This is a genomic window from Streptomyces cahuitamycinicus, assembly GCF_002891435.1.
In the GTDB taxonomy this organism is placed as follows: domain Bacteria; phylum Actinomycetota; class Actinomycetes; order Streptomycetales; family Streptomycetaceae; genus Streptomyces; species Streptomyces cahuitamycinicus.
The window spans coordinates 85,131-98,139 of sequence record NZ_POUC01000001.1 but is presented as its reverse complement, the minus strand read 5'-3'; the positions used below and the strand labels follow the sequence as shown (position 1 = coordinate 98,139).

The window sequence follows — 13,009 nt, the reverse complement described above, 5'->3', positions numbered from 1 at the left end:
CCCCCGAGGCGACCGCCGCCGCCGTACTCGACGATCTCGACAGCCGGGTGACCGACGAGGCATCGTTCGTCGTCCTCCCCGAGAACGCCTTCACCACCGGCGACATGGGCCCCGCGCTGCCCCGGCCACTGCGTGAGCGGTGCCTGGACCGCCTGACGGCACTGGCGCGGACCCGCGGTACCTACGTGTTCACCGGCTCGTGGGCGGAGGAACGGCCGGGCGGCGGGCTGACGCAGGTGGCCAGGCTGCTGGATCCGAGCGGCGCGGAGTGCACCCGGGTGGAGCGGCCCGTCCTGCCCGACGGGACGACCGGCACCGGCGACGACTTCCCGGTCGTCGAGACGCCGTTCGGCCACGTCGGGGTGCTCCTCGGCCCCGACTTCTGGCTGGTCGAACCGCCGCGCATCGCATGCCTGACCGGCGCGGAACTGCTGTTGGTGGCAGGGTCCCTCGACGGCACTCAGCAGGCCGCGCAGCGCGCAGCGGTGTGGGGCATCGCCACCCTCAACACCGTCGCCGTCGCCTTCGCCGGCTCGCTGAGCGAACGCTGCGGTGGAGGCAGCGCCGTGGCGGCGCCCGAGGGGTTCGTCGCCGAGGCCGGCACCGACGAGGGCGTCATCGAGGCGCCCTGGGACGTAGCGAGGATCCGGCATCTGCGCGAACCCGACCTGCGCTTCCAGCAGACTCTCTGGTTCGGGCTTTGGGCGCGCCGGACGGAGCTGTACACCGGCCTCACGGCGCAGGTGAGTTGAGATGCGTACCTCCGGCGCTCCCGCCTCCGACGTCCGACGACGGATCGCGACGGAGCTGGCGGACGACGTGCCGTGGAACCGGGTGCTCAATTCCATCTGCACCGAACCCCATCCCCTGGGAGTGGAGATGGCGTCGGCCGCTGCGCACACCAACCTCGGCGACGTGCGCATCTTCCGCGGCACCAAGCGGATCGAACGCGAGGTCGTCCGGCTGCTGCTCGATCTGATGGGCAACCCGGGCGGGTCGGGGGGCCTGGTGTCCGGAGGCACCGAGGCGAACCTGATCGCGCTGCTGGTGGCCCGCGAGTCGGCGCGCGCCCGGGGACGGCTGACCGGCCGGCCCGAGGTGGTCGTCAGCAGCACCGTGCACTTCTCCTTCACCAAGATCTTCGGCCTGCTGGGGCTGACCCCGGTCGTCGTGCCGGTCGACGTCTCCCTGCGGTTGCCGGCCGACGAGGTGGCCCGGCGCATCGGCGAGCACACCGTCGCGGTCGTCGCGACCGCGGGCAGCAGCGAGTTCGGTGTGGTCGACGCGGTCGACGAGATCGGACCCGTGGTGGCGGGACGGGACGTGCACCTGCACGTGGACGCGGCCACCGGCGGCTTCATCATCCCCTTCGCCCGTGAACTCGGCCACGACCTCCCGCAGTTCGACTTCAGCGTCGACGGTGTCGACTCGATCACCATCGACCCGCACAAGTACGGACTGGCCAACGTCCCGGCCGGAGCGATCCTGTTCCGGGGCGCCCAGGACGCCGGACGCTTCGCCGTCGACTCGTTCTTCATCGACACGCCGGTGCACAACACCCTCCTCGGCACCCGCCCCGGGTCCGCCGCGGTATCGACCTACGCGGTGCTGGAACACCTGGGGCGGGACGGCTTCCGCGACCTCACCCGCACGAACTACGAGGTCACGCAGTACCTGGTGGACGGGTTGCGCGCGGCCGGGCACGAGTTGTTCACCGAACCGCAGCTGAACATCGTGGTGGTCAGGATGGCGCACGCGGTCCGGGTCTCGCAGCTGCTGGAGTCGAGGGGCTGGATCGTCTCCACCTCGAAGCGCTTCGGCGAAACCCTGCGCCTGGTCGTCACCCGGCACGTGACCCCCGAGATGGTGGACGAGTTCCTTCCGGTGCTGGAGCGGGCATGCAAGGAAGCCACCGCAGAGGCGGCGCCGCGATGAGCCTCTTCCGTGGCGCCCGGACCCGGCTCGCCGCCCTGCAGATGCGGATCGAGCCCGGGCAGCGGGACGAGAACCTGGCGCGAGCCGCCAAGCTGCTGTCCACCGCGCGAGAACGCGAGGCCGACCTGGCGTGCCTGCCGGCGACGTTCGCCACCGGCCTGAACTTCCCCACGCTGCGCACGGACGCGACCGCCGAGGACGGCCCCGTCGTCGAGTTCCTCGCCGAGCAGGCCCGCACCCTCGGCATGCACATCGCCGCGGGCGTGCTGCTGTCGAGCGGGCGGGACCTCTTCGACGCCGCCGTGCTCGTCGGCCCCGCCGGCGACCCGCTCGGCTGGTACCACCGCGCCTGCGTCTGGGCGGGCGAGTCCGAGTACATCTCCACCGGCTCACCCGGCGAGGTGATCGACACGCCTGTCGGGCGGATCGGCCTGCAGGTGAGCTACGACCTGCGGTTCCCGGAGGCGAGCCGCCAGTACCTCGCCCAGGACGCCGACCTTGTCGTCTGCGTGGCGAACCTCTTCGGGCCGTTCTCGCACCCGGTGCGCTCCCTGTGCCGCGCACGGGCCGCCGACAACGAGTGCGCGCTGGTGTTCGCCAGCGGGGTCGGCGAGAACCGCTTCGCGAACATGACCTACGTCGGCCGCAGCATGATCGTCGACGGTCTGGTGCAGGACGCCCGGGAGGACCAGGACGCGGACATCCTCGCCGAGGCCGCCCCGGGCAGTCAGGAAACGGTGATCGACGCGGACGTGCACTGGCGGCAGCGGCGCAAGGTGCGCGCCGGCCTGCCGTTCCACGACGACCTGCGCTCGACCTGGACCACGATCCACGGGGGGCGCGCCTGATGAGGGCAACGCGTATCCAGCAGGAGTCCGGCTGGCTCGGCGACGTTCTCGGGCTCGTCGTCATGGACATGCGGCAGTTCTTCGACAACCGCCTGTTCGCGGTCTCGACGCTGCTGACGTCGGTGTCGATGGTGCTGGCCTTCGGCGCGGCGACCGACCAGATGGTGAGCCCCGCACCGACGGCCGCCAACTACTTCGGCTTCGTCTTCCCCGGCATCATCGGCGCCGGCATCATGTTCAGCTGCACCTACACCGTCGGCTACACGGTCATCATCGACCGCAACCGCCGCACGATCGAGGACCTGATCCTCTCGCCCCTGTCGTACTCGGGGTTTCTGCTCGCGCGGATCATCGGCGTGGTGCTCAAGTGCCTCTTCCAGTTCGTGCTGGTGCTCCTGCTCGGCGTCGGGGTCTTCGACGCCCGCATCGAGTCCGTGCCGCTGTTCCTGCTGGGCTTCTTCACCGCGTGCACGGCCTTCGCCGGGCTCGGGATCCTCATCGCGACGTACACCAACGAGATCTCCTTCCCGGCCGTCGTGAACATCATCGTCATCCCGCTCATGTACTTCGCCGGGATCTTCTTCCCGCTCGACAACCTCGGAAAGCTCGGCGACGTCTTCGAGAGGCTCCCCCTCTCCGTGCACGTCGACGTCTTCCGCGCCGCCACCTCGCCGGACGTCTCGGCCACCGGGGCGTCGGTGCTGGCGGTGGCGTACTCGTTCCTGGCCCTCGGCATCGCCGCATGGGCCTTCCGCAGGAGGATCGGCCATGGCTGACACCACGAGCACCGCGGCGCCGGTCCTGTCGGTTTCCCGGCTCGACCACCGGGTGAGCCCCGGCTTCGCCCTGCGCTCCATCACCTTCTCGGTCGAGGCCGGCGAGGGCGTGGCCATCATCGGCACCAACGGCGCCGGCAAGACCACACTGATCCGGCTCATCGCCGGGCTGCTGCGCCCGTCCGGCGGCGAGGTGCGGATCTGCGGTACCCCGCCCCGCCGCTGGGGGCAGGTCGGCCGCCACATCGGGTACGTCCAGCAAGCCAAGGACCTCCCGGACGGCGTCAGCGTGGAGACGTACGTCAAGCACCAGCTCAAACTCCGTCGGGCCGACCCCGCCCGGTACGAGGAGCTGATCGCCCTGGCCGACCTGGAGCAGTACCGCCACCAGTACGTGCGCAGTCTCTCCGGCGGCAGCCAGCGCAAGCTGCACGTCATCTGCGCCGTGGCACACCGGCCCGACCTGCTGATCCTCGACGAGCCGACCACCGGCCTGGACCCGACGGCCCGCGAGACGCTGCTGGAGCTGCTGGGGAACCTGAAGAAGGACGGCGTCGGCGTGCTGTTCGCCAGCCATCACCGCGACGAACTCCTCGCGCTGGCCGACTCGGTCGTGGTGCTCCACCAGGGCCGCCAGATCAAGGACGCCTCGCTAGACGCCGTCACCCGGTGGGGCGAGCGCTCCAGCCTGATCCTCGAGGCCTTCACCGAGGAGCACCTCACGCGGCTGCACGACTGGGCCGGGCAGGAGGCGCAGGCCGGCGGCCCGGTCCGGTCCGTCCGCGCCGTCGACCAGGGCGTGCGGCTCGACCTGTCCGAAGGCGACCACCAAGCCACGCTGGCCGAGGTCGTCGCCCGGGCCCACACCGCCGGGCTCGCACTGCGCTCCGCGTCCTACTTCCAGCCCACTCTGGCGGACGTCGTCCGTTCCATCGTCGACCAAGTCGAACCGGAGGACATCGCATGAGCATCACCACCACGACCACGAGCATGCCGTTCTGGAAGGAGTACCCGGAGCGCGACAGCGAGTGGGTGCGGCAGTACCCGACGAAGCACGTGCCGGTGAACGAGGAGGAGGTGTTCGCCCGCAAGCCCATGGGCGTGTACGTCCACATCCCGTTCTGCAACCGGCTCTGCTTCAGCTGCCCGTACATCAAGCACCAGACCGACCGGGACCTGACCCGCACCTACCTGGACGCGCTGAAGACCGAGATCACCAACTACGCCGAGCGACCCTACATCCAGGACCACGTCATCACCCTCGGCTACATCGGCGGCGGCACCCCTACCGCGCTGACCGCCCCGCAACTCGACGACCTGCTCGGCCACATGTTCAGCAGCCTGAACGTCGAGGAGGGCGCGGACTTCTCCATCGAGACCACCCCGGTCGACATCACCGAGCGCAAGGCCACCGTCCTGCTGGAACGCGGCATACGGCGCATCAGCCTCGGGGTGCAGACCTTCGTGCCGGAGGAACTCAAGAACATCGGCCGCCCCAACGACCCTGAGATGCTCAAGGAGAGCATCCGGCTGCTGCGCCGGTGCGGGTTCGAGAACATCAACATCGACCTGATGCACGGCATCAACGGGCAGACGATGGAGAGCTGGGAGCACAGCCTCGACGTCGCCATCGAACTCGGGGTCACCTGCATCTCGTTCTACACGTACATGGAGTTCGCGCAGATCTCCACCAAGCGCAGGAAGCTGCCGCCGGTCCCGGAGAAGGCCGTGGTCGACGACATGTTCCTGTTCGCCGCGGAGAAGCTCTCCAAGAACGGCTTCCTGGGCTACTACGGCGACTGCTTCGCCAAACCCGGCTTCCAGCCGAAGTACGGCGAGACGTCGTGGAGCGAGGACATCCCCATCATCCCGCTCGGCCCGACCGCCACCGGGCACCTGCGCGACCACTGGTACTTCAACGAGCCCGACATCGGCCGCTACATCCAGACGGTGATGGAGGGACGGCTGCCGATCTCGATGGGCAAGCACATCACCAAGTCGGAGGCGATCCGGCGCTCGATGGTCCTCGGCGTCAAGGCCGGGCGGGTCAACCGGGAGCGCTTCCGCCGGATCCACGGCGTCGACTTCATGGAGATGTTCCGCGCCGAGATCGACGACCTGATCGAGAAGGAACTGGTCACCGCCGACGAGAACGGCATCGAGGTGACCGGCCCGAAGGGCTGGTACTACCTGGACAACATCTCCAAGGCGTTCTACTCGCCGGAGTACCGGCGCTACCCGCAGCACCTGGGAGCGGACATCTCCAACTTCATCTCCAGCCAGCCGATTCCTCTGCAGCTCACCACGCGGCCCACGAACGAGGAGGCCGGCTGTGACCACCACTGAAACCCGACTGCTGAACCTGACCGACCGAGTGCCGCAGGCGTCCCCGCACGACGACATCGACAAGGTGCGCTTCTACGACCTCGGCATGCGCCGCTCCGCGCTGATGGCCTACAAGCGGCCCAGCGACCGCATCCTGGCCCATGTCCGCGAGGGGATGACCGACCTCGTCGAGGTCGGCTTCAACACCGGCCTGCTGTCCCTGCACGTGGCCGGCCAACTGCCGGACCTGGCCGTGTCCGGGGTCGAGGAGAACCAGAACCTCGTCGACGTCGCCGAGGACAACCTGACGCTGGCCGTGTGGGCGAACAGCGCCGGCGACGTGGAGTTCGAGATGGCCAAGCTGAACCGGCTGCCCTTCCCGGACGACTCCGCCGACATCGTCTTCTCGTTCTCCTCGCTGCACCGCTGGCGCCGGCCGGTCGAGACGCTGAAGGAATGCGCCCGCATCTGCAAGCCCGACGGCGTCGTGATCATCGAGGACATGAACCGGCACGCCGAGGAGGGGCACATCACCTTCATCCTCCAGTTCGTGAAGGAGGGCGGCGACGAGTTCATGCGGTCGCTGCAGGCCGCCTACACGCGCGACGAGGCGGCCGAGCTGCTCCGGGAGGCCGGACTCGCCAACTGGCAGGTGGTCGAGGAGGACCTCGGCCTGGTGATCTCCTCGCGTCCCCTCGAACCGGTGAGCACGTGATGCCCGGGACGAAGATCGCCGTAGTCCAGATGGAGTCGAAGCTCGGCAAGCCGGCCCAGAACCTGCGCCGCGCCGAGCACTACATCCGGGAGGCCGTCGAGCAGGGCGCGGACCTGATCTGCCTGCCCGAGGCGTTCTCCACGTCCGGCAACATCCTCGAAGTGGCCGACGTGTCGGTGCCCGTCCCGGGGCCGGAGACCGAGTTCCTGTGCGAGCAGGCGAAGCAGGCAGGCGTGCACCTCGTGGCCGGCCTGCTGGAGCGCGGAGACGACGGCAGGTACTACAGCACCTCGGTCCTGTGCGGCCCCGAGGGAACGATGCTCGGCCAGTACCGGCGCGTGCACTGTCACGAACTGGAGGCCCGCTACCTCTCCGGCGGATCGCAGTACCCGGTCTTCGACGTCGAGTTCGGGCGCATCGGTCTGATGCAGGGCTACGACATCAACTTCCCGGAGGTCGCGCGGGAGTACTGCCGCCGCGGGGTCGACATCATCGTGTGCTCCGCACTCGTGCCGGAGATGTTCGCGTACGTGGCGAACATGCGGCTGCCGGTCAGGGCGGTGGACGCCGAATGCATCGTCGCGTTCGCGTCCGGCATCGGCAACAACCTGTACGCCGGATTCGGCTACATGGGGCGCAGCCAGATCCTGGCCGATCCGCTGTTCCTCGAAGCCGAACGATTCGACTTCGTCGACGGCGACGAACGGATGGTGGACCTCGGTAAGGAGCCCGGTGTCGGCGTCGTCGAGGTCGACCTGGACCGTATGCGCCGCTACCGCACCAAGGCCACCCTGAGCGGCGATCTGCAGCCGGCGACGTACTGGCAGTCCTGACGAGAGTGAAGGCCCATGCGCGTACTGCTCATCTCCACCAACAAGATCCGGGTACCGCGGCCGGCGCTGCCCATCGGCATGGCCTACATCAGCGCCGCGCTCAAGCACGCCGGGCACCACGTCGACGTCCTGGACCTGCTCTGGGAGTCCCGGGAGCTCAAGGCGGTCCGGGAGAAGCTGACCACGGGAACGTACGACGTCGTCGGCGTCGCCGTACGCAACCTGGACAACCTGACGTTCATCGATCCGGTCTTCTTCGGCCCGATGACCGAGAAGATCGTCCAGTGCGTCCGCAAGTACACCAGCGCCAAGGTCGTCCTCGGCGGGTCCGGCTTCTCCGTCGAGCCGTTGTCGTTCTTCGAGTACGCCCAGCCGGACTACGGCATCGCGGGTGAGGGCGAGGCCGGCATCGTCCAGCTGCTGGACTACCTGGAGTCCGGCGGGCGCCTGGAGTCGATCTCGGGGCTCTGCTACCTCGACGACGACGGCAAGTTCTGCCAGAACCAGTCGAGTCAGGCGTTCGACCTGGGCGCGCTGGAGCCCGACCGGTCCGTGTACGACCCCAGGTACTTCGAGGAGGGCGTCTCGGCGGCCTCCGACCTCACCCGCGACCACCAGCCGGCCATCGAGACGCTGCAGACCAAACGGGGCTGCAAACTGTTCTGCTCCTACTGCATCATCCGCAAGACCGAGGGCAAGGGCGACCGGTTCAAGGACCCGGCCGAGGTCGTCGGCGAGATCCAGCGGGCCATGGCGGAGAACCCCGCCGTCCGGGAGTTCGAGATCGTCGACGCGACCTTCAACTACCCGATGGAGTACGCCGCAGAGGTCTGCGAGGAGATGATCCGCGCCAAGCTCGACGTCCCCTGGTACTGCCAGCTGACGCCGAACGCGGTCACGCCGGAGTTCGTGAAGCTGCTGCACGCGGCCGGCTGCATCCGGGTGGACCTCGGCACCGACGCACTCACCGACGAGGCACTGGCGGACCTGATGAAGGGCTTCGACATGGCCCGGGTCCTGGAGATCGATCGCCTGTTCACGGCCAGCCCGATCGAGCACACCCACTGCATCTTCCTCGGCGGGCCGGGGGAGACCCCGCAGGCACTCAGGGAGTCGATCCGCTTCACCGAGCGGTACCTCAACCCGGCCCAGATCTACGCCAACCTCGGCATCCGGATCCTGAGCGGCACCAAACTCCAGCGCCAGGCGTACAAGGCCGGGATCCTGCGCGAGGGCCAGGGAACGTTCGTCCCCGCCTTCTACGTGGAGCCGGCGATCCTCGCCGACGGGGACACGCTGGACTTCGTCCGCAACGCCTATCTGAGCCACAAGAACTGGTACCTGTGGTGGGGCCTGGGCGGGCAGAATCTGACGGACCGTTCGAAGGAGACCATCCAGGCCGTGGCCGACATGCAACAGGAGTACGAGTACGTCATGCAAGGCAAGCCCCGGCTGGAACGTGCGCCGAAGCCGCTCCCGGCCCAGCCGCTGAAACTCACGATCGGCACCCCGTGATCCATGTTCCATCCGCCGCGGACGAACTCGCGAAGACCCTCGCGGCCCGGGCCGACCCGGACTTCGCGGTCCGCATGCAGCGGTACTTCCCGCACGAGATCCGGGCGCTCGGGGTCGCCAATGCCGCGGTCGTCGAGATCGCCGACGGCTACTTCCGCGAGCGGCGCGACACTCCCGCGGCGACGCGGCTGCTCCTGGCGGAGGAGGTGCTGGCGCGCGCCGAGTACCACGAGGAGGTGCTGCTGGGCTTCGCGGTCCTGCACAAGGTCGCCAGGACCGGACTCGGTGCCGAGTTGCCGGACCGCTGCGAGCACTGGTTGCAGACGTACGTGTCCAACTGGGCGCAGTGCGACGACATGTGCCTGAAGCTGCTGTACCCGTTCTTCCTCGGGCACCTGGAGCTGATCCCGCGGACGCGGGACTGGGTCGCCTCGTCCTCGCCGTGGGCCAGGCGCGCGGCGAACGTGGCCGTCGTGAAGTTCGTCCGGCGCACGGTGGGCCGTACGGTCTTCGAGCTGCCGTTGTCGCACGTCTTCGACAACTGCGTCCGGCTGATGCACGACGACGACGTCTACGTGCAGAAGGGCTCGGGCTGGCTGCTCAAGGTCACCGCCGGGGTCCATCCCGACGAGGTGGCCGAGTTCCTGCGCACCTGGCACACCGAGATGCCCCGCGACACGTTCCGGTACGCGGTGGAGAAGATGGACCCGCGGCTGCGGCGGTCCTTGATGGAACTGGGACAGGGGTGACGCGATGAGCGCGACCGGCCGCTACGTCCACCGGCGGGGCCTCCACTGCGAGTCGGCCTGCCAACGCGCCGTTCTCGCGGCCGGCGGATACGACGTGGACGAGGAGATCGTGTTCGGGCTGGACGGGGGTTTCGGGTTCTCGTTCTTCCCGGCGAACGGCAACGCGCCGGACATCGTCGTCGGCAAGCAGGCGATCATGCCGCTCCGGGCGGCACGGCTGATGGGCGTCGAGGTCGCCACCCACACACCGAGGTCCGGTGCGGGTCTGGCCAAGCTGCTGGAGTCGGCGCCGGCCGTCATGACCCGGGTGGACCTCGGCCTGCTTCCGTACTGGGGTCTTCAGGGGCGTACCTCCTTCGGCGGGTACTTCGTCAACGTCGTCCGCCCGCTCGGGGCCGATGCCTTCGAGGTGTCGGACCCGGCGTTCGACGAACCCGTCTCCGTGAGCGCGGCCGAGTTGCAGGCGGCACGGTCCAGCCGCGACTCGCCGCCGCTGAACCCGGACCGGAAGGTGTACGTCTTCGGCGTGCCGCGGCGCACTCCGCAGCTGGACCGCGTCGGTCCCGTGGCGGTACGCACCCTGTGCCGCGAGGTCCTCAAGCCGGGCAGCCGGAATCTCGGCATACCCGGGATGAAGCTGCTGGCGACGACGGCGGCGTCCTGGCCGGAGTCCAAACGCGGCGAGGTCGAGGACGTGGACCTGGCCGGGCACGTGGTGCGGACCGACGCACTGGCGCGTCAACTGCTGCACCTAGGACGGCAGATCGAGTCCTTCGGCACCGGCGGCGGACTGTTCCGGCCGATGATCGGCCGCTACCTGAACAGGGTCGCCGACACCACCGGCGAGGCCCGCTACGCCGATGCGGCAGAGCAGTTCCTGGACAGCGGCCGGCTCTGGTCGAAGCTGGGATCCGCACTGCTGGCCGCCGGGACCGCCACCGCGCGCGACGATCTCACATCGCTCGTGGACGCGGTGGCGGACACGGCGCGGTCCGCGATGGACGTCGAGAAGCGGGCGCTCACCGCCCTCACCACTGTGTAGACGCGAGGTCGAGACATGCCCACCGAGGACGAGACCGTACTGCTCCAGGGCCCGGCACGATGGAACGAGCACGCCCGCCGGCGCCGGTCGCAGGGCCCCTTCCGGCCCGACCTGCGCAAGGCGGTGCTGCACGGCGCCGACCTGCAGGGCGCGGAGCTGGCCGACGCGGACTTCACCGACGCGGTGCTGACCGAGTCGTACCTGATCTCCGCCGACCTGAGGGGCGCGAATCTCGAAGGCGCCGACCTGTGCGAGGCGTACCTCATCCTGGCCGAGCTGAACGGCTGCCGCCTCGTGGGAGCGAACCTGGACGGCGCGGACCTCAGCGGTGCCGATCTGACCGGCGCGGTCCTCGACCCGGGCTTCCGGCGGTCCGCCGTGATCTCGGACTACCTCACGATCTGGCCATAGCGAAAGGAGCTCCTCAAATGATCGTTCTGGGCTACAACGGATTCGGCAAGTCTGCGGAAATCTTCGGACGCCTCTTTCGCGCCACCGGCATCGACCGTCACCTGTTGTACGGCCATGACTCGTCCGCCGCCCTCGTCATCGACGGGGAACTGGTCGCCGCCGTCGAGGAAGAACGGCTCAACCGGGAGAAGAAGACGTCGAGCTTCCCGGCCAACGCGATGCGCTGGTGCCTGGAATCGGCCGGGATATCCTTCGACGACGTCGACACGTTCGCCTTCTCCTGGCAGTTCTCCCAGGACGTGGTGAACAAGATGATCGCCGAGATCACCGAGGACCGCGCAGCGACCGTCGAGCAGAAGTTCGCGCGCCTTGGGCGTCTGGCGGAGACCCATGCGGCGATGTTCAGCGAGGCCGCGACCGAAGCCGACTTCCTTGAGCACACCGGTCACAGGCCGGCCCCGGAGAAGCTGGTCCGGGTCCCGCACCACATGGCCCATCTGATGACGGGATACCACCTGTCGGGCGGCGGGGACGCCGCGTTCCTCGTCAGCGACGGCCGCGCCGAATGGCTGTCGTCGATCATGGGCGAGGTGCGCGACGGCGAGGTGAAGATCTTCGACGACATGACCATCGACTCGCGGCATTCCCTGGCGATGCTCTTCTCCGTGGTGACGCGCTACCTCGGATTCGTCCCGAACAACGACGAGTACAAGGTGATGGGGCTGGCCGGCTATGGCGCGCCGCCCGAGCCGAATCCGTTCCTGGAGCACGTCGTGGAGATGCGCCCCGACGGCACCTACCGGATTCCCTACCCGGCGAACGCGGTACCCGCCTACTACGAACTCTTCGACCGCGTCTTCGGCGGAGACGCCGAATGCCGGGAAGAATTCGACTACCGCGTACGCGTGGCCAGTGCGGCACAGTACATGCTCGAAACGGTGACCGCCGGCCAGATCCGGACGCTCGAAACCCGCAGTGACCTCCCCCGAGTGATCTTCGAGGGTGGACTGGCCCTGAACTGCGTCAACAACAGCAAGCTGCTGGAGCGTTCACGCTTCACCGGGATGGACGTCAGCTTCGGCGCCAGCGACGTCGGCGTGGCCATCGGGGCCGCACTGTTCGCCAGCGGCCGGGCCGGCACACCACCCCGGATCAGCACATCGCCCTACCTGGGCCCGAGTTACGACGCCCAGGAGATCCAGGCGGCCCTGAAGCAGTACGCCGACCAGGTCGTCTGGCGAGAGCTGGACCCTGCGGACGTGCCGCGGGAGGCCGCACACCTGATGCGGGAGCGGTGCGTCATCGGGTGGTTCCAGGGGCGTATGGAGTACGGGCCGCGCGCCCTGGGCAACCGCAGCATCCTCGCCAACCCGAGGTTCCCCGACATCAAGGACATCATCAACGAACGCATCAAGCACCGCGAGCAGTTCCGGCCCTTCGCCCCCGTAGTCCTGGAGCACCTCGCGGCCGACGTCTTCGAGCTCGGCAAGAAGACGTCCTCGCCCTACATGACCTTCGTGGTTCCGGTGCGCCCCGAGTACCGGGACAAGATCCAGGGCGCCTGCCACGTCGACGCCACCTCGCGGATCCAGACGGTCACCGAGCAGAGCAATCCGCTGCTCGCCGAACTCCTGCGTGAGTTCACGGAACTGACCGGGATTCCCTGTCTGATCAACACCTCGTTCAACGTCGCCGGCGAACCCATCGTCTGCTCGCCCGCGGATGCTCTGTCCTGCTTCTTGAAGACGGATATGGATCACCTGTTCCTCGGCAACTTCCTGGTTTCGCGAATCTGAACGAGTGGACACCTCCCTGATCTGGGCGCCCGCAATCGTACTTCGGGCGGTTGCGCTACGCTCT

At 68.5% G+C, this 13,009-nt stretch carries 13 protein-coding genes; all 13 read left to right on the top strand.

From position 1 onward, the window contains the following. On the top strand, positions 1 to 752 hold a 752-nt coding region (locus C1J00_RS00465), incomplete at its 5' end, for a carbon-nitrogen hydrolase family protein (protein ID WP_102907033.1). Between the two features lies 1 nt (position 753). Further along, entirely contained in the window at positions 754 to 1,935 is a 1,182-nt protein-coding gene (mfnA, locus tag C1J00_RS00460) for a tyrosine decarboxylase MfnA (RefSeq protein ID WP_102907032.1), read from the top strand. Further along, positions 1,932 to 2,783, top strand: a complete 852-nt coding sequence (locus tag C1J00_RS00455) for a carbon-nitrogen hydrolase family protein (protein ID WP_102907031.1) — start codon at positions 1,932 to 1,934, stop codon at positions 2,781 to 2,783. The genes mfnA and C1J00_RS00455 overlap by 4 nt, the downstream gene beginning before the upstream one ends. Then, positions 2,783 to 3,559, top strand: coding sequence for an ABC transporter permease (locus tag C1J00_RS00450; RefSeq protein ID WP_245936111.1), 777 nt, complete (start codon positions 2,783 to 2,785; stop codon positions 3,557 to 3,559). The genes C1J00_RS00455 and C1J00_RS00450 overlap by 1 nt, the downstream gene beginning before the upstream one ends. Further along, the gene (locus tag C1J00_RS00445) at positions 3,552 to 4,526 is read left to right on the top strand and encodes an ABC transporter ATP-binding protein (RefSeq protein WP_102907030.1); all 975 of its coding nucleotides are present in this window, start codon (positions 3,552 to 3,554) and stop codon (positions 4,524 to 4,526) included. The genes C1J00_RS00450 and C1J00_RS00445 overlap by 8 nt, the downstream gene beginning before the upstream one ends. Continuing rightward, positions 4,523 to 5,905 (top strand): coproporphyrinogen-III oxidase family protein, encoded by a 1,383-nt coding sequence (locus C1J00_RS00440; RefSeq protein ID WP_102907029.1) that lies wholly within the window; start codon positions 4,523 to 4,525, stop codon positions 5,903 to 5,905. The genes C1J00_RS00445 and C1J00_RS00440 overlap by 4 nt, the downstream gene beginning before the upstream one ends. Continuing rightward, complete coding sequence (locus C1J00_RS00435) at positions 5,892 to 6,599, top strand: class I SAM-dependent methyltransferase (RefSeq protein ID WP_102907028.1); 708 nt, start codon at positions 5,892 to 5,894, stop codon at positions 6,597 to 6,599. Before C1J00_RS00440 ends, C1J00_RS00435 begins: the two co-directional genes overlap by 14 nt. Then, complete coding sequence (locus C1J00_RS00430; protein ID WP_102907027.1) at positions 6,599 to 7,432, top strand: carbon-nitrogen hydrolase family protein; 834 nt, start codon at positions 6,599 to 6,601, stop codon at positions 7,430 to 7,432. The genes C1J00_RS00435 and C1J00_RS00430 overlap by 1 nt, the downstream gene beginning before the upstream one ends. A gap of 15 nt (positions 7,433 to 7,447) precedes the next feature. Next, complete coding sequence (locus tag C1J00_RS00425) at positions 7,448 to 8,947, top strand: B12-binding domain-containing radical SAM protein (protein WP_102907026.1); 1,500 nt, start codon at positions 7,448 to 7,450, stop codon at positions 8,945 to 8,947. After that, the gene (locus C1J00_RS00420; protein WP_245936110.1) at positions 8,944 to 9,696 is read left to right on the top strand and encodes a DNA alkylation repair protein; all 753 of its coding nucleotides are present in this window, start codon (positions 8,944 to 8,946) and stop codon (positions 9,694 to 9,696) included. The genes C1J00_RS00425 and C1J00_RS00420 overlap by 4 nt, the downstream gene beginning before the upstream one ends. A 4-nt stretch (positions 9,697 to 9,700) precedes the next feature. Then, positions 9,701 to 10,738, top strand: a complete 1,038-nt coding sequence (locus tag C1J00_RS00415; RefSeq protein ID WP_102907025.1) for a BtrH N-terminal domain-containing protein — start codon at positions 9,701 to 9,703, stop codon at positions 10,736 to 10,738. A 15-nt stretch (positions 10,739 to 10,753) separates the two neighbouring features. Further along, the gene (locus C1J00_RS00410) at positions 10,754 to 11,149 is read left to right on the top strand and encodes a pentapeptide repeat-containing protein (RefSeq protein ID WP_102907024.1); all 396 of its coding nucleotides are present in this window, start codon (positions 10,754 to 10,756) and stop codon (positions 11,147 to 11,149) included. 17 nt (positions 11,150 to 11,166) lie between these two features. Beyond that, positions 11,167 to 12,945, top strand: a complete 1,779-nt coding sequence (locus C1J00_RS00405; RefSeq protein ID WP_102907023.1) for a carbamoyltransferase family protein — start codon at positions 11,167 to 11,169, stop codon at positions 12,943 to 12,945. The last annotated feature ends 64 nt before the right edge of the window (positions 12,946 to 13,009 follow it).